Source organism: Microbacterium marinilacus, from assembly GCF_019753765.1.
Classification (GTDB): domain Bacteria; phylum Actinomycetota; class Actinomycetes; order Actinomycetales; family Microbacteriaceae; genus Microbacterium; species Microbacterium marinilacus.
On the sequence record NZ_JAIJZW010000020.1, the window covers coordinates 1 to 18,775 of the forward strand.

Consider the following 18,775-nt stretch of genomic DNA (forward strand, 5'->3'; position numbering starts at 1 on the left):
GCCCTGGGCGACAAGATCCAGGGCTCGACGCCGGAACTCCGGCGGGTGGGCAGCAGGCATCTCACGGACTCCTTCCGAGACGATCATCGCCTCAAAGCTGGCGTCCGGAAAAGCGGGTCAGGCTCCGAGGTCTCCGACGCCGCCCAACGCTGACCAGCCAAGACGCGGGGCGGGTGGCGGGTGGCGGGTGCTCACCCTCACACCCGCAATTGAGGGTGTGAGGGCATCGGCGGAGTGCTGCCGTGAGAGAGGTCGAAGTCCCCGACAGATGGGGTTCCAATGCCGTCCATACAGATGACGTCGACTTGCCTGACGGTACCTTTGCGCGCCCTGACCTGACGAAGTTCTGCCGACTCGATGACCTCGGACTCGAGGTCGTGGGTCAACGCCTGGAGCCTGATCGCACTGTTCTGGCTTGCCGCGTGGTCGATGCTGCGGATGGCAGCGAGGGCTGGTGCCATCGCTGCGGCGGTCAGGGCGCGCCGCGTGACGCCGTGACCAGGCGGTTGGCACACGTGCCGCTGGGTTGGCGGCCAACGACGCTGCTGGTGACAATCCGCCGCTACAAGTGCACCGACTGCGGTCACGTATGGCGCCAAGACGCCAGCCGCGCAGCCGAGCCCCGGGCGAAGCTGACCCGCACCGGGCTGCGGTGGGCACTGGAAGGGATCGTGGTCCAACACCTCACCGTCGCCCGGGTCGCCGAGGGACTCGGAGTCGCGTGGGACACCGCAAACAACACAGTCTTGGCCGAAGGCAGACGAGTGCTGATCAACGACGAGTACCGCTTCGACGGTGTCGCCGTCATCGGGGTGGACGAACACGTCTGGAGGCACACTCGCCGCGGCGACAAGTACGTCACCGTGATCATCGACCTCACCCCGATCCGCGACGGCACCGGCCCTGCGCGCCTGCTCGACATGGTCGAAGGGCGCTCGGAGCAGGCCTTCAAGACCTGGCTCGCCGCACGACCCGACAGCTGGCGCGACGGGGTCGAGGTCGTCGCGATGGACGGGTTCGCCGGCTTCAGGACCGCCGCAGCCGAGGAGGTCCCCGACGCGGTCGCGGTGATGGATCCCTTCCACGTCGTCCGCCTGGCCGGCGATGCACTCGACCAGTGCCGCCGTCGCGTACAACTCGCCATCCACGGCCACCGCGGCTTCAAGGACGACCCGCTCTACAAGACAAGGCGCACCCTGCACACCGGTAGCGGGCTGCTCACCGACCGTCAGATCGACCGGCTCACCCGGCTGTTTGCCGCCGATCAGCATGTTGAGGTCCAAGCGACCTGGGGCATATATCAGCGCATGATCGCTGCCTACCGCGAGGAGGACCGCAGCCGCGGACGTGAGGCGATGGTCAAGCTGATCAACGACTTCGGGACCGGTGTCCCGAAGGCTCTGGTCGAAGTCGCGAGGCTCGGCCGCACCCTGAAGAAGCGTGCCGCCGACGTGCTGGCCTACTTCGACCGGCCCGGCACCAGCAACGGTCCGACCGAGGCGATCAACGGCCGGCTCGAGCACCTCCGCGGCAGCGCCCTCGGCCTCAGGAACCTGACCAACTACATCGCCAGATCCCTGCTCGAGGCGGGCGGGTTCAGGCCGCGACTACACCCTCGATTGGGATGAGCCACTAATACTGAGAGAGTCTCGAGGCCTTGGGGTCGTCTTGGCGATCACGCGCTGAGCACGTCTTCGAGAAGGATAGCGAGCTGTGTCGGCATCTGGACGTGCATGTCGTGAGGTGATCCGGCGCGAGCTCGTACGTCCCAGTCGAGGTCGCTGAACTCTTGCGCTCGCCGCGGCGAGATGACCACGCTGTTCTCGGCGAGCACGAGAATCGATGGGACGGCGGGCGGCCGCGGTGCGTATTCCGCACGCCGTCCCGTGGTGGCGAGATAGGTGTGAGTATTGACGATGGGCGGCGTCAGATTTGCGATGGTCAATGGCATCGTGGCGTCAGGTTCAGATGCGAGCGGTCGGGTTAATCAACTCGTGAGAACGATCCGTCCGAACACGTTTCCAGCGTCCATGGCGTCATGTGCTCTCGCCGCTCTCTCGAGGGGCATCCTCTCGTGAACGACAGCATGCAGATCTCCCCGGACAGCCGCCTCAAAATGCACCGCACGTACCCGATCTCGCTTTTCCGCGTCGACGGAGGCGAGGCTGAACGCCGCGATCGACCGGGAGCGCTGGAAGGATCTCATGATCGACATTCCGAACTCAGCGGGCGGGAAGCCGGCTACGGCTCCAACGAGCACCATCCGCCCATTCGATGCGAGCCGGTCTACGAAAGAGGGAACGGCGGCCCCTCCCACGATGTCGAGGATGACGTCGAACTCCTCGGTGCCGCCAGTGGGGCTTTGTCCGTTGCGATCCAGTATCTGCGAGGCTCCGAGGCTGATGAGCCTTTCACCACGTTCCCGGGACGAGGTGGTGACGGCGATCGATGACGCCCCCCGTTGTCTTGAGAGCTCAACGGCGGCGATACCGATGCTGCCCGCAGCCCCACGGACAAGCAACGCTTCCCCGGTTTGAAAATGTGCGTGCTCGAGTGCGAAGTGCGCGACCGTCGCGGCGCTTCCCAGCGCGACGGCTTCGACAGCATCTAGACCGTCAGGGAGGGCGGTGACATCCTCGAGGCGGGCTGCGGCATATTCGGCGTAGCCACCGCTCGTTCCCGTGTGCGCCCAAACGCGCGTACCCCGCCAGCTCGCGGGGACGCCCGGGCCGACCTCGACGATAGTCCCCGCCACCTCTCCGCCGGGGATCATGTCCCGTGGATACCCGTCGCCCAAGGTGCCGCGACGAATCGCCGCATCCACGCCGCCGACGCCGATCGCCTCGGTCTTCACAAGGACCTTTCCATCACCCAGCGAGGGTGTGGGTACCTCGGCGACTTCCATACCCGACGTCTCACCGAACTCTCGGATGACGACTGCCTTCATGATGTCTACTCCTCTTGCATTAACCGGACGCTACGCTTGGACGTTAGCGGACGCCTCCGTCCACTTGTGAGATGTGAGAGAGACCATGACGAAGATGCCTCAGAAGCTCCGTACGGATGCGCAGGACAACCGCGACCGAATTGTCACGGCCGCGCGAGACCTGTTCGCAGAGCATGGTCTGAAGGTGAGTATGCGGGATGTCGCTCGGCGCGCGTATGTGGGACCAGCGACGTTGTATCGACGGTTTCCTACGAAACAAGATCTGCTCGAGGAGATCTTTTCCGAAGAGATGCATGCGTGTCGCTCGATCGTCGAACGCGGCTACGCCGACCCCGATCCCTCTCGCGGATTCACCACCAGCATGACTGGTCTGATCATGCTGAACGCTCACCATCGCGGCTTCGTCGAAGCATTCCTGGCATCAACCCCGCACTTAGACTTCCTTGCCGAGCATCGAAAGGACCTGCTCGCCCAGCTGGCTACCCTCGCAGACCGCGCAAAAGCCGCGGGGTCGGTGCGGCAGGACCTCACCTCCGCGGACCTCACGCTCCTGCTCCTCGCAAGCCGCGGCATCTCGTCACTCAGCGCTGACAAGGTCGACCACGCCGCCCGACGGCTGTCAGCTCTTGCCCTTGACGCGCTACGCCCAACGAGTCGCGCGAAAACCTATAGCTAAACGAGACGCAGCACCCCTGCCTCGTCCGGAGATTCCCGCCCTCGCAGTTTCGACGCCGGCTGCGCCCGGCGAGGTCGCCTCGGCGGCGCTTCGGTCGCGTCCCTCCGCGACGGCCGTGGTGGCTCACCACGACGAGCTCGCCGCACGGGTGTGGCAGCACTTCCGCGCGCACGGCGACGGTCGAGAGGGCCGGGTCGCCCTGGTCGGGTACGACGACGGGACCGTGGCGGAGACGATCGGGCTCACGACGGTGCGCCAGCCGTTCGAGGAGTCCGGTGCCGCCGCCATGACATTGATGCTCGAAGAGATCATGGCCGGCGCGAGAGAGCCCCGAACGCTGATCCTGCAGCCCGAGCTCGTCATCCGTGCCAGCACGTAGTGCTCTCGGGGTGAGATCAGGCTGGAGCAGCGGCGGTGAGGACCGCTTGTGTGATGAGGGCGTTGATGCCGAATTCTGCGCGGTCGGCGTAGGACTCCTGTTCGAGGAGTGCGGTCATACCCGCGAGCCGGGGGAAGCCTTCTGCGGTGATGGGTGTGTGGTGGGGGTTGGGACGGTCGGCTTGTTCTTCTTCGACGAGGCCGATGACGAGACAGTGTAGTGCGAAGCTGGCGCGAACGGCGACGACGTCGCTGACTCCGAGCTCGAGGAACGCGCCGATGGTGACTTCCGCGTACCGGAATGCGTTCGCGTCGGCGGTGTCGGTGCCGCCGATGACTCGTCCGCCATCTCGATGGGAGAGCATGGCTCGGCGGAGTCGTCGTGTGACCTCGGAGATGCGTTCGCGGGGTTCGTCGGGGAGATCGTCCAGCGCAAGCTCGCCGAGGATGGCTTCGGCCATCAGCTCGAAGAGGCGGGCTTTGGTGGTGATCTGGAAGGAGACGGAGTTCAGGTGCACGCCCAGGTGCTTGGCGACGCCGCGGAGGGTGACGGCGTCGTAGCCCGAGTCGTCGAGCAGTTCCAGTGCTGCGCGGACGACGTCTTCGCGGTTCAGTCGTTTCTTGGTCATCGACTATGCCTTCCCTCGTTCTGAGCGTACGGGGAGTTGACGCGACCGGGGTCCTCGCGCGCGGGCCGACTGTGCAGCAGAACCCCGGTCGTGCGGTCAGCTTCTGGTTCCGAGCCGCCATCCGCGGGCGCGGCTCCGTTCCCGCCAGAAGTCGGCGTAGCGTCCGTCGGTGTGAAGGAGTTCTTCGTGTGTGCCCCGTTCGGCGATGGCCCCGTCTTCCAGGAAGAGGATCTGGTCTGCCGCGGCGATGGTCTGCAGCCGGTGAGCGATGACGATGAGGGTGCGGTTCGCGGTCAGGGCGGTCAGGGCCTCCTGTACGAGCGCTTCGTTCTCCGCGTCGAGTGCGGCGGTCGCTTCGTCCAACAGGACGATGGGGGCGTCCTTCAGTAGTGCGCGGGCGATCGAGACGCGCTGGCGTTCCCCGCCGGAGAGCGCGTTGCCGCCTTCTCCGACGGCGGTGTCGAGCCCGAGGGGGAGTCGGTCGGTGATCTCGGTCACCCGGGCCAGTCGCACGGCTGTGTGCAGTTGTTCTTCGGTCGCGTCGGGCCGGGCCATCATGATGTTCTCGCGGATCGTGCCGGAGAAGAGGTAGACGTCTTGGAACACGAAGGACAACTGCCCCATGAGCTGCTCGGCCGTCATACGACGCACGTCCGAGCCGCTCACCGTGACCGAGCCCGACTGTGTGTCCCAGAACCGGGCGATCAGTCGCGTGATCGTCGTCTTCCCCGACCCTGACGGACCCGCGAGTGCGGTCATCGTGCGCGGGCGTGCGACGAAACTGACACCGCTGAGCACCTCGCGGTCATCGTAGCCGAATCGGACGTCGTGGAACTCCACCGATGCATCGGCCAGTGCTGCCGGCTGCTCGGGCTCCGGCAGAGCGTGCACGTCGAAGACGGCATCCATGCGGCTCAGATTGTTGCCCATCGACTTGATCGCACCGCCGATCGCGGCGCTCTCCATCAGTGGCTGGATGAACCGTGTGGCGAGGATGAGCAGTGCTACCAGTTGGACGGGGCCGATCGCGTTCCCCGCGGCAAGGGCGACGCCCCCGAGCAGGATGGCGGTGAACGCGGCTTGCGTGGTGAGCCGGAAGATACCGTCACCCACGACCCCGCCCCAGGTCATGAGGGTGTTGTCGGCTTTGTGCTGAGCGACGAGCGCGTCATCGAGCAGCTGGTACCCCTCAGCGGTGCGTCCGAAGGCGCGGAGCACGGGCTGTGTCTGCGCGAACTCGATCAGGCGGTTCGCGGTGCGGACGTTCGACCCGTGGGTGCGCCGGTCCACCGCGCGCAGGAGCGCTCCTGACCAGCGGTAGGCGAGCCAGAGGAACGGCACGGTGGCGACGGCGATGAGGGCGAGCTGCCACTGGAAGACGAACATCAGGGCGACGACGACCGCGGGCGTGACGAACGCGTGGATGAGCAGGCCCAGCACCTGTGTCGGGAACCCCGTGACGCTGAACACGCCCACGCTGAGCAGCCGAGACACCGAGCCCACCTTCTCGGCGTTGAACCAGCCGAGCGGCAGGGTGGAGATGTGGTCGCCGAGACGCCGCCACAACCGTCCGGTCAGCGCGAAGGACGTCGACAGGCCCAGGAGCTTGGTGCTGTAGGTCACCGCACCGAACGCGAGGAGGATCGCTGCCTCGACTCCGACCCACCACCACAGGTCGGTGAATCGGCCTTCGAGGAGGGCTTGCATGAGCGGGACGAGGAGGGCGAACGCGACCCCTTGGATGATCGCGCCGATGACGGTCAGCGTGACGAGCAGGCGTAGGCGGCCGGCCTCGTCTCCCATGATGCGCAGCAGTCGGCGGATCATCGGGTGACCTCCGTTTCCTGTCGAGTGGTGGGATGCCAGGTGGATGCGCGTTCGTGGCTGGCCCAGAGGGTGGCGTACAGGCCTTCCTCGGAGAGGAGCGCGTCGTGGCGTCCGCGCTCGACGATTTGGCCGTCGTCGACGACGACGATCTGGTCCGCACCTTGGACAGTCGAGAGCCGGTGCGCGATGACCAGCAGGGTGCGTCCCGCGGTCAATGCCGATAGGGCGTCTTGGATGAGGGCCTCGGATTCCGGATCGGCGAAGGCCGTGGCCTCGTCCAGGATCAGGACAGGGGTGTCGGCGAGGATCGCGCGGGCTATGGAGACGCGCTGCGCCTCGCCGCCGGAGAAGAGCGCGTCGTCGCCGACGACGCTGTCGAATCCGCGGGGGAGTTCGAGGATGCGGTCATGGATCTGCGCGGCACGTGCCGCGTTCTCCACATCCGCAGCGCTCGCGTCGGGGCGTGCCAGCCGGATGTTGTCGCGGACCGTCGTGCTCAGCAACTGGACGTCCTGGAACACGAAAGACACCTGCCGGTAGAGCTCTGTCGGTGCGATCTCCCGGATGTCGACGTCGCCGATCGTGATCCGTCCGGATGCCGGGTCCCAGAAGCGGGGGATCAGTTTCGCGATCGTCGTCTTGCCCGACCCCGACCGTCCCACCAGAGCCGTCGTCGTCCCGGGTTCCAGGCGAAGGCTCACGTCCTCCAGTGCGGTGCGGTCAGCGTCGTAGCTGAACGTGACCTGTTCGAGCGCGACTGTCGAATCGGTCGGTGTCTTCGGGGCCTCGGGGACCTCGAGCGCGGGGGTGGAGAGGATGTCGAGTACCCGCTCGGCGGCCTCTGCGGCCTCCGTCGTGGCCGTAGCCGTCAGCCACAGGGTCGTGAGCGGTGCGGTCACGCCGATTCCGAGGAGGACGAAGGGGATGACGGTCACCGGATCGAGTGCTCCCGATGCCGCTAGCCCTGCGCCGGCGGCGACGATGATCACGAGGGAGGTCAAGGGGGCGAGGACCGTCTCTGCGAGCGCGCTGGCCTTCATCGTTCCGCGCGTCTTCGGGCCGGTGAGATCGAGGAAGTGCGCGGCGGCGTCGAGGAAGCGCCGGTACCCCTTGCCTGTCTGCCCGAACGTCTTCACGACGCTGATGCCCTGCACGAACTCGACGGCGCTGCCGTTGATGTCGCTCATCGCCTCCGCGTACTCGGCGATCCGTGGGCGCAGCTTCGCGACCTGCGCGCCGTAGAGGACGACACCGACCATGAGGGGCAGCGTCACGAACATCGACATCCTCCAGTCGATGCTGAACAGGTACACCATCGTCACGAGGGGGATGATGAGCCCGTCGATGACCTCCAACGCGGTGTGGGCGATGAGGTGGTGCATCGACATCACGTCGTCCGAGACACTCTTCTTCACCGAGCCGGACGTGCGCACGGTGAACCATCCCAGCGGCACACGCCCCAGCCACGTCGCCATCCGCCGCCGGATCAGCAGTTGAAAGCCGGTGTCGGAGTAGTGCGTGATGCCTCCGGCGATGAAGACGCACACGAAACGCAACAGCAGTGCACCCACGGCGACCAGTCCCCATGTCCAGATCGCACCTGCCGAGTCAGCGGCGGGGCTCAGCAGCGATTCGGCGAGGTTCGCGACGGCGATGAACGGCACGACCGATGCGGACGCGCCCACAGCGCCGATCACGCACGCGATGATCAGTCTCCCCCGGATCGGCTGCAACAGCCGCCAGAGCGGACCGAAACGCGGGACCGCCTGCGCCTTCGTCTCCCGCTTCCGCGCGGGAGCCCGCGTCTCTGTCTCGACCGCGCTCATCAGCGCCTCCATCTCTCGTGGGCCGCCCCGACGCCGCGCGCGGGGCTTTCGAGTGAGCCGTGGTGCGCGCGAGGAACAGGATGTCGTCGTGCGTTGTTTCTTTACTTGGTCAATGCACAAGTTAAGACTAATTCACAAACGATACGACCGCTAGTGCGATATTGGTCAGTGAACAAGTTCGGGGAGAGATCCCCGCAGAGCCGCCCTCGCTTCGTCGGACGTTGAGGCGAGTTGTACGCGGGGATGATGAGGGAAAGGCAGAGCCACGTATGGGCGATTCCGATGCCGTTCAAGAGACCGCGCCGCGCCGCCGGTACACAACACGCACGATCATGATCGCTGCGGCGCTGGGAGCGGCAGTGGGCGTCGTCCTGGTTCCCGTGCTGTTCGCGATCATGACGGCGGCCGCCCCGATGCCCGCCCTGGCGGGATTCACCTTCGGACTGTGGAGCATGGCCGCATTGGTGCCCCTCGCGGTTCTGCGACGCGGCGGCACGGGGGTGATCGGCGCCGTCGCCGCGGGCGTCGTGACCATGGTCTCACCGGCGGGCCCGGCCATGCTGATGATGATGGCCATGTTCGGCCTCCTCATCGAACTGCCGTTCCTCGTCACGCGATACCGCTGGTTCGGGCTGAAGATGCTCCTCGTGTCCGGGGTGGTCCTCGGTGCCCTGTCGTGCCTGCTCAGCGTGTTCACCTACGACCTGCCGAACATGCAGCCGCTCCTGCTGACCCTCGTCTGCGCGGGGCAGTTGGTCTCCGCCGCTGCGGGAGGCGCCCTGTCGTGGCTGATCGCGCGTGCCCTGCGCCGAGCCGGTATCGGAGGCGCGTCGGCACAAGGCGCCAATGCGTAGCACTGGGCCGGTCATAGACGCGCAGCAGGTGAGCGTTCGCTATCCGGCCCGAGGGTCCTGGGTCGGTGACAAGGTGACGATCCGGGCCGGAGCGGGGGAGCGCATCCTGCTGCTCGGGCCATCCGGGTGCGGCAAATCCACCCTGCTGCTCGCCCTGACCGGTCTCATCCCCGCCAGCATCGACGCCGAGCCCCGGGGCACCGTCGAGTGCACCGGCGTGGACACTCGTGTCGTCCGTGCCGGACAGCTGGCCGAGAGCGTGGGGGTCGTGTTTCAGGACCCCGACGCACAGATCGTCACCGCCACGCTGCTGGATGAAGTGTGCTTCGGGTTGGAGAACCTCCTGGTCCCGGCGGAGCTGATCGAAGAGCGCGCCCTCGACGCGCTCCGCCATGTCGGCCTCGCTGACACCCGGGACGAGGCTTTGCGATCGCCCGCCGAGCTGTCGGGAGGGAACAGGCAACGGCTCGCGATCGCGTGCGCCCTCGCGCTCAACCCTGCCGTGCTGGTGCTCGACGAGCCCACCGCCAACCTCGACCCTGTCGCCGCCGCAGAGTTCTACCAGACCCTCAACGCACTTGCTGGTCCTGAGCGGACGATCATCATGGTCGAACACGACCTGGACGACGCACTCGAAGTCGCCGATCGCGTCATCGTCCTCTCCCTCACCGGAACTGTTCTCCACGACGGGACGCCCCACGAGGTGATCGGTGTACACGCCCGCGCGCTGCTGGACCTGGGCATCTGGCTTCCCACCGCCACCCGCCTCGCCCTCCGTCTCGGACTGGACACTGGCCCGGAGAGTGTCCTTCCCCTCAGCGTCGCAGAACTCGCCGAGAGCGCGATCGACACGGCAGGCCGCCTGCACGTCGCGGAGCGCCCCGCATCCCCGATGCCCCCGGATGAGCCCCGGAGTGGGGTTCACGTCTGCGTCGACCACGCGCGGGTGAACCTCGGCAAGAAGACGATCCTGGGCGATATCAGTCTGGATGTGCATGCCGGAGAGTTCCTGGCGGTCGCGGGAGTGAACGGGGCTGGAAAGAGCACCCTCACCCGAGCGATCGCCGGTCTCATCCCGCTCGCATCCGGAACCGTGAGCCTCCGCGGCGTCTCCCTGACATCACTGACTGCGAGAGACCTCAGCGCGCAGATCGAGTATGTGTTCCAGAACCCGGAACACCAATTCCTCACCCCGACAGTCAGAGAAGAACTCGCATACGGGCTGCGCGTACGCGGGGTCGGCGCATCGGAGATCACCGATCGGGTAGGCGAGATGCTGAATCGCTTCGACCTGCACCGCTACGCCGCCGTCAATCCCTTCCTCCTCTCCCACGGAGAGAAGCGGCGACTCTCGGTCGCCACCGCGCTGATCACGCAACCGCAGATCCTCATCCTGGACGAGCCCACCTTCGGACAGGATCACGAGCGGGCCTCTGAGATCATCGCCCATGTTGACGAGCTGAACGTGAGCGGGATCACGATCCTGATGGTCACCCACGACATGCAGCTAATCGCCGACCATGCACACCGCGTCGCCCTCCTCGCGGACGGTGAGCTGCTCGATGTCGGTCCCACCGACCTCCTGGGCGACGACGGGCTCATCCGCGCTGCGGGACTGCGCACGCCGCCCATACACCGCATCGCCCGTGCTCTCACGGCCCACGACCCCGCCTGGCAGCACATCTACCGCACCACACAGGTCAGCGAAGCGCCGTGACGTCGACCACTCGTCCTGCTGCTCTGGCGACGCCGAACCCATTGATGAAACTCGTCGGCGCGTTGCCTCCGATCGTGCTGGTCATGTTCACTCGCGACATCACCACACCCGCCCTGATCGCCGCAGCCGCCGCGATCGCGATACTCACGGGGGCACGCCTGCACATCCGAACCATTCTCGTCGGCAGCGGCCTCCTCCTCGTTCTCACGGCATGGACCACGTTCTCGTTCGCCCTGCTCGCCCGCCCCGAGTCTGTCGCACACACTCCGGTCCTCGTCTCTGGGTGGATCACGCTGCGCGTCGGCGCCGTCGAGGCCGGCGCGGCGACGGCGGCACGCCTTGTGGCGATGGTCATGCTCGTGCTGCTGGCCTCCCTCGGAACCACCACAGCAGCTCTCATCAGCGCCCTGGTCCGCCAGGCGCGTGTTCCCTACCGGTTCGCGTATGGCGCGGTGACCGCAGCCCGCTTCGTCCCCCGCTACCGGCAGGACCTCCTCACCATCCGTACCGCCCAGCAAGCTCGCGGAGTCATCGAACGCCCCGGTCCCCTCGGCTATCTTCGACGCACCGCACGTTTACTCGTCCCGCTCCTCGCCGGCGGAGCCCGACACGCTGAACGGCTCTCCCTTGCGATGGACGCGCGAGGATTCGGCGCTCACGCCCGCCGCAGCGACCGTGATCCTGCGTTCATCCGGCCTCGCGACATCATCTTCGTCGTGGTGTGCTGGGGCGTGGTCGCGATCATATTCGCCAGCACGGCGGCGCGAGATTGGCTTGACCTCGCGATCGATGTCGGGGTGCCCTCATGAACTGGCCGGACGCGGCAGGGCTATTCGTGTGCCCGTGCGCGATATCCCCGGATGAAAAGCCGGACGCCGTCGATCATGGTCTGCTTGACTCTCTCGGGGTCGACCAGTGCGGCGATGGGCTGCTGGTTGTAGGCCAGGAGCATGGTGAGCGCGGTGAAATGATCGGCGGCGGTGCGGGGATCTTCGGTGTCCAGCAGTCCAAGGCCGACGAAATGCCGGATGCGCTCGGCGAAGGCCTCTTCCACGACCTCGGTGGAGACGTCGCTGGTCGGATCCGAGGTTCGTTGCCGGTGTTGTGCCACGAGCGCGAACACGGCGCTGTACTCGTCCGAACTCACCATCGCGTCGCCGAGGTCGATCATCGCCGCCGTGAGGGCAGCCTCGAGTTCTTCGACCGTGCGTATGGGTGCGTCGTCTGAGAGGTGCTCGTCGAGGACGCGTTGCGCCGTGGCCGTCATCGAGGAAGAGGCGTCGTGGAGGATCGCGGTGAAGAGATTCTGCTTGTCGCCGAAGTGCTCGTACACCGTCGCCTTCGACACCTGCGCCTTCGCGGCGACGGCATCCATGCTGACGCGATCCACACCCTCGCTGACGAACAAGTCACGCGCCGCCTGAAGGATCGCCTGCCGCTTCAGTGCCGACTGCGCGCGACTGGGCCTGCCGCCGCGGGGCTGCGACATCATCGACCTCCCGTCGTTGACCTGGTCCTCATCTTAGCGGTTTACATAACCAAACTAAACGGACTAGTATGGTTTTATGACTTCTGCACACACCGCGCCCACGCCTGCCCTGGTGTCGGACAAGAGACTGACCTGGGTCAGCCTTGTGCTGGCGCTGGGCATGTTCATCACGCTGCTCGACACGACGATCGTGAACATCGCTCTCGATCGATTGCATGTCGTGTTCGATGCGTCGGTCACGCAGACGCAGTGGATCGCGACCGGCTACCTGTTGGCGTTCGTCGCGGTCATCCCGGTGAGCGGGTGGTTGTCGGAGCGGTTCGGGGCGCGGAAGGTGTGGCTGTTCGCGATAGGCGCGTTCCTGGTCGGGTCGCTGCTGTGTGGACTGGCGACGACGCTGCCGGAACTGGTCGCGTTCCGCGTACTCCAGGGCGTCGGGGGAGGGATGGTGATGCCTCTGACGATGTCGATCGCGACGCGTGCCGCGGGCCCCGCTCGCGTGCACCGTGCGACCACCGTCGTCGCTCTTCCGGGGCTCCTGGGACCGGTGCTCGGTTCCGTGCTGGGCGGGGCGATCGTGGAGTACTGGAGCTGGGAGTGGCTGTTCTTTGTGAACGTCCCGGTCTGCCTCGCCGCGCTGGCGTTCGGCATCATCCTGCTGCCTCGAAACCATGGCGTGCGCGGTCATCGACTCGACGTCCTGGGATTCCTTCTGCTCACCCCGAGCGTCGTCGCGTTGGCCTACGGAATCAGCCAGACCTCCGGGGAGAACGGCTTCGGAGAGCTGTCCGCCTGGCTGCCCATGGTCGCCGGGGTCGTGCTGCTGCTCGGGTTCGTCATCCATGCGCTGACCACCCGCAGGGACCCGATCGTCGATGTCCGGGTGTTTGTGCGGCGAAGCTTCGGCGTGGGGAGCCTTATCACGCTCATGAGCGGGTTCTCCACCTACGCGCTCGCGTTCCTGCTCCCCCTGTTCTACCAGCAGATCCGCGGAGAATCCGTGTTCCATACAGGCCTGCTGTTGATCGCGACCGCACTGGGAACGATGTTCTTCTTCATCGTCGTCCGAAACTTCGCCGCTCGCCTCGACGGCCGCGTCGTCGTCGCCGGCGGAGTGGCGCTCACGATGCTCGGCACCATCCCCTTCGCCCTCGCCGGCACCTCGGGCAGCGAAATCCTGCTCCTGATCGGCCAGTTCGCCCAAGGCCTCGGCTTCGCTGCCACCACGTTCCCGGTCCTCGCGCTCGCTCTGTCCGGGCTGAGCCACGGCGAAGCACCCCACGGCAGCGCCGCCTTCAGCGTCGTCCAGCGCGTCGGAGCCCCGTTCGGCATCGCCGTGGTCGCTGTCATCCTCCAGCGGCTCTCACAGGACGCCACCTCGTTGCAGGAGGGCCTCGACGCGTTCGCCGGCACGTTCTGGTGGACACTCGGACTCAGCATCATCCCCTTCGTCCTCGCATTCTTCCTCCCCCAAGGCAAAGCCGCAGAAACCGACAACACCTCATCGCACGGGTGACCTCCGATGCCTAAAGCCCCCGCCGTCATCGGCAACATCATCCACTCCACGCTCGGACGGACCGGGATCGTGCAGGACATCACGAAACCAGCTCCCGGGTTCATCGAACTCGCCATCGATGCGGCACCCCCGAGCGGCGGGTGGCAGCGCGGTCACGAACTGCAGATCCGCGTCACACCCACAGAGAGCCGGAGATACAACGTCACCACGATCGATCCGTCGGTACCGAGCCACATCCGCGTCCTCGCGGCGCTCGACGCCGGCGGGCCCGGCACGCGGCTCCTGGAGCGTCTGCAGACGGGCCAGCGAATCCAACTCCTCGCAGGACCCCATCAGCCCCTCAAGCTTCACGGCAACCGGCGACTCGCTGTCGGCGACGCGTCAGCGTTGGGCACGTTCGACTCCTACATCGGAGATGGCAGCCACCACGTCGTCGTCGAGGTCCACGAAGAGGCGATCGCAGCGTTAGAAGTCCGGTGGCCGAGATACGTGTTCTTTCCGGCGACAGCCCGGCCGGGCGACGCGATCCAAGACTGGCTGAGATCGGGGCCGGCAGGCATCGACGGGATCGACGCAGGTCTGCTGCTGGGGCATGCGCAATCCATCCAGCGCCAACGCGCCCTCTTGGTGGAGCGCTACGGGATCCACCGGCGTTCCATTACAACCAAGCCATACTGGTCCACCGGAAAAGAAGGGCTTTAGGTCTCACGGGATCGAGGCTTCGCGAACATGGGACACCGATGAGCGAGTGACTGGCGAGCGTGACGCCCACGGTGTGCGGTTAGCGACGTGCTCGCGCGTCGCGGATGGCGATGACGTTGTCGGCCAGTCGCCGCACGGCGTCCTGGTCGGTGGCTGTGGGATGGTTCTGGATCGCCCCCAGTGCCGCCCAGAGGACGATCGGGGCGACGACGAGCTCGAAGATGTCGTTGACGCTGATCTCGGTGGTGTGGCTGGCGGTAAGGATTGCTGCGATCTGCTCGCTGCGAGGTTCGGCGAAGGCTCGGGCTGCGGCCACGCCGCCGGGATGGGTTTGTGCCGTGGCGAGGAGTGCATGCACGACCGCGAGCCCGCCAGGCCGCCCGAGCTCGATCGCGAGCGATCGGGCGTATCGAAGGATGTCGGCATGCAGATCCCCTGTTACTGCGAGGGGTGCCTGCGCGGCGATGTCCTCCGCGAGGACGTCGAGCAGGAGGGCCTCCGCAGTCTGCCAGCGGCGGTACACGGTCGTCGCGTGGACGCCTGCCCGGTCGGCGACGGCAGGAATCGTGAGGTGTTCTGCCCCCAACTTCGACATGAGTTCCCGAGCGGCAGCGTGCACCGCCTCTCGCGTCCGTGCCGTCCGCCCACCGGGACGAGATGAGCCGGAGCGCTGTACGTCCATCTTCGCCATGACTCCACACTAACGCAGTGAAGTTGCGGAGAGTGGACTCGGGCTGTACTGTCACTATTGCAACATATTTGCACTAGTAGTTCTTGAGGGGCAGGGCGATGGGCCAGCAGACGAGCGGTGCATCGGAGCACGCCCTGCTGGGCACCCTTGGGCGGGACCGTGCCTACGGCCGGATCGCGGCCGACATCACCGATCAGATCTTGTCCGGCACGCTGCCGGAGGGGCAGAGAGCGCCATCAGCATCCGAGCTGGCCTCGGCCTATGGCGTGAGCGTCACGACGGCACAGAAAGGCATCGACCTCCTGCGCACCAGAGCGATGGTGCTGACACGACCGGGGAGAGGGACATATGTCCTCGAAGGCTCGCGCGAGCGAGAGGCGAGGCGCAGGCGGGAGGCTTTCCCAGGGGCCTACGTCCTTCCCGCGCTTCGCGAGGCCGCCCGCCTCGGCATCTCGAAGCGCGGACATCGTCCAACTCGTCAGGAGCGATCCGACCCGGCCGCGCCGATGACCGCTTCCAACGAGCACCAGGCACGTACCCGTCCTGCGCTCTGACCATCGAACTCTGAAAAAGGACACGTGACTTATGCCCGGACCCCTGCTCATCATCGTGCTCGCGCTCATTGTTGCACTCATCATCTTCCTCCTGGCCCAGCAGCTGTTCTGGTCCCGCCTGGACATCCGCCGGCCCTGGGCACTGCCTGTGATCCTCGGCGGCGTCGGAATCCTCCTGGTGAGTCTGCGCCCGTTCCCGATGACCGTCGTGGACCTCGTGATAAGCGGCGTGCTGTTCGTCGCCGCGTTCCTCACCGGGATCGCCATGGCCGCCATCACCCAGTTCCGTCCGATCGCCTCGCCGGGGAAGTCCTCCTCGACGGAGGTGGGCGCGGATCGTCTCGAGGAGCGGACCGGCTGGGGCGGTATCGCGATGCTGGCACTCCTCGTCGTCGCACGCGTGGTGCTCAGCCTCGTCCTGAAGAACGACGGCGCAGGGTATATGGCCACCAGCGGGATCCTGCTGCTGCTGTTCGCCGCGAATCGCGTTGCCTACGTCATCGCCATCCGGCCACGCGTCCGACGCGCGGTAGCACGGCTGAGTCACTCAACCGCGTGACGGCCGCTAGCGGAACGTGGGGTCGTCGTCACGGTCTCCGACTTCTCGGTCGGGAGGTGCAAGTTGAGCGAGCGCATCATCGTTGTGAGGAGCTCACGGAGTGTTTCTTGCTGCTCGGGGGTGAGGCCGGCGTCGTAGCGGTCGCTGTCGCGCGTGGTCTGCTGCACCTGTCGGAGGATGTCGGTGCCCGCGGCCGTGATCCGGCACTCGAGGATCCTCCCGTGCACGGGGTGGGGAGAGCGAGTGATCAGGCCTCGTTCTGCGAGGCCGGCAAGAGCGGCGGACATCGACTGCGGCGTCACACCCGACCGCGTGCTGAGCGTCGCACCGGACACCCCCTCGGGGTGTGCGACATCCAGGATCGCCAACGCCGAGAGCTGCGACTGCGTGATCTTGAACGCGCGCAGGTCCTCGTCCAGGCGTTGGGAGAGAGCGCCGTTCACCCGTCGCAGCAGGTAGGGCAGGCGCTGCCCGAAGTCCTCGGCCATCGTTCCTCCTCGCGTCCAGGACTCTGATAATATCAGTTGCCTTACATTATTTGTCGCGGCAGTTCCTGTCCGCCGCCCGAACGATCGGATCCTCATGAAGCTCGCCTCTGTGCGCCTCATCACCAGCCGCCTCGATGAGCTCGTCGAGTTCTACGAGCTCATCACCGGTGGCGCTTTCCAGCGCCCCGCCCCGGTCTTCGCAGAACTCCTCACCGACGGCGGGACCCTCGCCATCGGCAGCGACGCGACCCTGCCGCTCTTCGCCGGCACCGGCCTCACGACCGCGTCGAACACGAGCGCCATCCTCGAGTTCCAGGTCGACGACGTCGACCGGGAACGTCAGCGACTCGGTGACCGGGTGCAGGTGCTGCAGGAGCCGAGCAGCATGCCCTGGGGGAACCGCGCCATGATGGTCGCTGATCCCGACGGTAACCGCGTCAACCTCTACACCCCGAAGACCGACGACGCGAAGGCACGCTTCGCCGGACGCTGAGACATGCGATTCTGGGAACCGATCGTGACATCGCGCACGTAGGAAGAGAGAGCCTGTGGCTGGTACTACACGGCGTCGGCGGCGAGAGTTCTCGGATAAGGATGCGCCGTATTTCAAGGAGCGCGTCTACGCGACATTCACCGGTCTCGCCATCGTCCTGGTCGCGGCCGGGCACGAGGATGCGGCTGGGGCGCTGCTGTCCCTCGTGCTGGGCGTCGTCGGGATCACCGCAGCGGGGTTCGTCGCCGACGTCATATCAATCCTTGCCACGAAGCAGGTGCTCCCCTCGCGCGGGGAGTGGGCGTCTCTTCTTCGTGTCGCGGGGGGTGCGTTGACGACTGCAGTCGCGCCTGGGTTCTTCCTTCTCCTCGCGGTGTGGGATGTGATCGGGGACCATGCCGCGCTCGTGACAGCGCGGAACATCTATATCGTCACGCTCGCCGTCATCGGATGGCTCGTGGTGAGGCGCTCCCGTCTCTCGGCCCCGCGGAAAATGCTGGTCCTCACCGTACTCGTCGCGCTCGGCATTCTCGTGATCGCCGTGCAGACGCTCGCACACGGAGGAGCATAGGCAGCAAGGCGTCGACATGTGCGCTCAACAACGAGCCGCGCTCGCCTCAGCCTGCAGAGCAGGCCGAGCGGTGGTCAAACACCATTGAGATGAAGTACATGGTCGATGATGTGCGAACCGTGCTCTCCGTATTGGCGAAGTTGGACAGAACCTCTCGGCTTGAGTTTCGAGGTCGACGAAGGGGAGTTCACAATCGCACCTGTTGAGCAGGTGAGACGCTCCCGTAAAGCCCGCGAAAAGCCTGGCCAAGGTTTGTCCCATTGCCAAGAGTCGGGGCCTGGCCGGGACCTGAGACATGCAATCCATGCAAGTCATGACGTGAAATGATGCCGTCTAATGGGCATCGCGGCCGGGAAATCAAGGAATCGGGCCGAACCGTCTACCTGGGGGTTTTCGGTGGGCTACAGGAGGACGCTGGCGTCGCTGCTCCATGATTATCCCTGATCAGGCGCAGTTTTCTTACTAGGTGAGCGCATTCGGATTCTCGTGAAAGTGGGGTTCCCGGGACCAAATCGGGACCACGGCCGATCTAGCGCACTTGACCGCGAGATCAGTCGCGGCCGGATCGTACGGCGTGAGGGTTCAGTAGGTGGGGATTCGCGGGCGTCGGACTTGCTTCGCGCAGGATCCGAAGCTGAACCGTGGCGAGGCGTGCCAGTTCGAACCCGTACCCCACCTGCGATGACCGCACCGGCGTTGGGCATCGCAGGTAATCAGCATGTTCAACGAGTGAATCGGCCTGGCTTTCGTTCCGTCCTCTAATCCAGGATGGGATGACGATGCCGAAGAAGTTCGAACCGGAGATGCGTGAGCGGGCGTTGCGGATGCTCGCTGAGGCGCTGCCGGAGCACAAGAGTA

Annotated in this window: 21 protein-coding genes; 12 read left to right on the plus strand and 9 right to left on the minus strand. The window is 66.0% G+C overall.

Annotation, left to right across the window (positions count from 1 at the left end; genetic code table 11):
• The first annotated feature begins 305 nt into the window (after positions 1–305).
• On the plus strand, positions 306–1,628 hold the full coding sequence (locus K5S26_RS18130) for an ISL3 family transposase (protein ID WP_221860846.1): 1,323 nt from the start codon (positions 306–308) through the stop codon (positions 1,626–1,628).
• A gap of 47 nt (positions 1,629–1,675) precedes the next feature.
• Here the strand turns inward: K5S26_RS18130 and K5S26_RS18135 are convergent, their stop codons facing one another.
• Together K5S26_RS18135 and K5S26_RS18140 are read right to left on the minus strand one after the other, a co-directional pair.
• Positions 1,676–1,945: a hypothetical protein gene (locus K5S26_RS18135; RefSeq protein ID WP_221860848.1), complete on the minus strand. Its 270-nt coding sequence runs from the start codon at positions 1,943–1,945 to the stop codon at positions 1,676–1,678.
• Between the two features lie 42 nt (positions 1,946–1,987).
• Positions 1,988–2,947: a zinc-binding dehydrogenase gene (locus K5S26_RS18140; protein ID WP_221860850.1), complete on the minus strand. Its 960-nt coding sequence runs from the start codon at positions 2,945–2,947 to the stop codon at positions 1,988–1,990.
• Positions 2,948–3,032: 85 nt separating this feature from the next.
• Between K5S26_RS18140 and K5S26_RS18145 the strand changes: the two genes are divergently transcribed.
• Both K5S26_RS18145 and K5S26_RS18150 read left to right on the plus strand, forming a co-directional pair.
• Entirely contained in the window at positions 3,033–3,623 is a 591-nt protein-coding gene (locus K5S26_RS18145) for a TetR/AcrR family transcriptional regulator (RefSeq protein WP_246604243.1), read from the plus strand.
• Positions 3,580–4,002 carry a substrate-binding domain-containing protein gene (locus tag K5S26_RS18150; RefSeq protein ID WP_221860852.1) on the plus strand — a complete coding sequence of 141 codons (423 nt, stop codon included), beginning with the start codon at positions 3,580–3,582 and terminating at the stop codon, positions 4,000–4,002. The genes K5S26_RS18145 and K5S26_RS18150 overlap by 44 nt, the downstream gene beginning before the upstream one ends.
• Before the next feature lie 16 nt (positions 4,003–4,018).
• On the opposite strand, the gene K5S26_RS18155 is transcribed toward K5S26_RS18150, so the two are convergent.
• The 3 genes from K5S26_RS18155 to K5S26_RS18165 all read right to left on the minus strand — a co-directional run bounded on the left by K5S26_RS18155 (position 4,019) and on the right by K5S26_RS18165 (position 8,283).
• Positions 4,019–4,630, minus strand: a complete 612-nt coding sequence (locus K5S26_RS18155) for a TetR/AcrR family transcriptional regulator C-terminal domain-containing protein (protein ID WP_221860854.1) — start codon at positions 4,628–4,630, stop codon at positions 4,019–4,021.
• A 96-nt stretch (positions 4,631–4,726) separates the two neighbouring features.
• Complete coding sequence (locus tag K5S26_RS18160) at positions 4,727–6,457, minus strand: ABC transporter ATP-binding protein (RefSeq protein ID WP_221860857.1); 1,731 nt, start codon at positions 6,455–6,457, stop codon at positions 4,727–4,729.
• Positions 6,454–8,283, minus strand: coding sequence for an ABC transporter ATP-binding protein (locus K5S26_RS18165; protein ID WP_221860859.1), 1,830 nt, complete (start codon positions 8,281–8,283; stop codon positions 6,454–6,456). Before K5S26_RS18165 ends, K5S26_RS18160 begins: the two co-directional genes overlap by 4 nt.
• Positions 8,284–8,615: 332 nt before the next feature.
• Here K5S26_RS18165 and K5S26_RS18170 point away from each other — a divergent pair, with 332 nt between their 5' ends.
• Genes K5S26_RS18170 through K5S26_RS18180 form a run of 3 tightly spaced genes read left to right on the plus strand, consistent with a single transcriptional unit; the run spans position 8,616 to position 11,663 of the window.
• Positions 8,616–9,137, plus strand: a complete 522-nt coding sequence (locus tag K5S26_RS18170) for an ECF transporter S component (protein ID WP_221860860.1) — start codon at positions 8,616–8,618, stop codon at positions 9,135–9,137.
• Positions 9,130–10,854, plus strand: coding sequence for an ABC transporter ATP-binding protein (locus K5S26_RS18175; RefSeq protein ID WP_246604244.1), 1,725 nt, complete (start codon positions 9,130–9,132; stop codon positions 10,852–10,854). Before K5S26_RS18170 ends, K5S26_RS18175 begins: the two co-directional genes overlap by 8 nt.
• Positions 10,851–11,663, plus strand: a complete 813-nt coding sequence (locus K5S26_RS18180; RefSeq protein WP_221860864.1) for an energy-coupling factor transporter transmembrane component T — start codon at positions 10,851–10,853, stop codon at positions 11,661–11,663. Before K5S26_RS18175 ends, K5S26_RS18180 begins: the two co-directional genes overlap by 4 nt.
• Before the next feature lie 20 nt (positions 11,664–11,683).
• Here K5S26_RS18180 and K5S26_RS18185 read toward each other — a convergent pair whose 3' ends face one another.
• The gene (locus K5S26_RS18185; protein ID WP_221860866.1) at positions 11,684–12,346 is read right to left on the minus strand and encodes a TetR/AcrR family transcriptional regulator; all 663 of its coding nucleotides are present in this window, start codon (positions 12,344–12,346) and stop codon (positions 11,684–11,686) included.
• A 73-nt stretch (positions 12,347–12,419) separates the two neighbouring features.
• Here K5S26_RS18185 and K5S26_RS18190 point away from each other — a divergent pair, with 73 nt between their 5' ends.
• Together K5S26_RS18190 and K5S26_RS18195 are read left to right on the plus strand one after the other, a co-directional pair.
• Positions 12,420–13,859 carry an MDR family MFS transporter gene (locus K5S26_RS18190; RefSeq protein WP_221860868.1) on the plus strand — a complete coding sequence of 480 codons (1,440 nt, stop codon included), beginning with the start codon at positions 12,420–12,422 and terminating at the stop codon, positions 13,857–13,859.
• 6 nt (positions 13,860–13,865) lie between these two features.
• A complete protein-coding gene (locus tag K5S26_RS18195; RefSeq protein ID WP_221860870.1) occupies positions 13,866–14,561 on the plus strand; it encodes a hypothetical protein in 696 nt (231 codons plus the stop codon).
• A 79-nt stretch (positions 14,562–14,640) separates the two neighbouring features.
• Here K5S26_RS18195 and K5S26_RS18200 read toward each other — a convergent pair whose 3' ends face one another.
• Complete coding sequence (locus tag K5S26_RS18200; RefSeq protein WP_221860871.1) at positions 14,641–15,252, minus strand: TetR/AcrR family transcriptional regulator; 612 nt, start codon at positions 15,250–15,252, stop codon at positions 14,641–14,643.
• 98 nt (positions 15,253–15,350) lie between these two features.
• Here K5S26_RS18200 and K5S26_RS18205 point away from each other — a divergent pair, with 98 nt between their 5' ends.
• Positions 15,351–15,806 carry a GntR family transcriptional regulator gene (locus tag K5S26_RS18205; RefSeq protein ID WP_221860873.1) on the plus strand — a complete coding sequence of 152 codons (456 nt, stop codon included), beginning with the start codon at positions 15,351–15,353 and terminating at the stop codon, positions 15,804–15,806.
• A gap of 31 nt (positions 15,807–15,837) precedes the next feature.
• Positions 15,838–16,365, plus strand: a complete 528-nt coding sequence (locus K5S26_RS18210; protein WP_221860875.1) for a hypothetical protein — start codon at positions 15,838–15,840, stop codon at positions 16,363–16,365.
• Here the strand turns inward: K5S26_RS18210 and K5S26_RS18215 are convergent.
• Positions 16,350–16,853, minus strand: coding sequence for a MarR family winged helix-turn-helix transcriptional regulator (locus tag K5S26_RS18215; RefSeq protein WP_221860876.1), 504 nt, complete (start codon positions 16,851–16,853; stop codon positions 16,350–16,352). The two genes, K5S26_RS18210 and K5S26_RS18215, sit on opposite strands and share 16 nt — an antisense overlap.
• 94 nt (positions 16,854–16,947) lie before the next feature.
• On the opposite strand from K5S26_RS18215, the gene K5S26_RS18220 reads away from it, so the two are divergent.
• Both K5S26_RS18220 and K5S26_RS18225 read left to right on the plus strand, forming a co-directional pair.
• The gene (locus K5S26_RS18220) at positions 16,948–17,346 is read left to right on the plus strand and encodes a VOC family protein (RefSeq protein ID WP_221860878.1); all 399 of its coding nucleotides are present in this window, start codon (positions 16,948–16,950) and stop codon (positions 17,344–17,346) included.
• 205 nt (positions 17,347–17,551) lie between these two features.
• Positions 17,552–17,917 (plus strand): hypothetical protein, encoded by a 366-nt coding sequence (locus K5S26_RS18225; protein WP_221860880.1) that lies wholly within the window; start codon positions 17,552–17,554, stop codon positions 17,915–17,917.
• A gap of 550 nt (positions 17,918–18,467) precedes the next feature.
• Here K5S26_RS18225 and K5S26_RS18230 read toward each other — a convergent pair.
• Positions 18,468–18,775: hypothetical protein (locus K5S26_RS18230; RefSeq protein WP_221860882.1), on the minus strand; the 308-nt coding region annotated here is incomplete at its 5' end.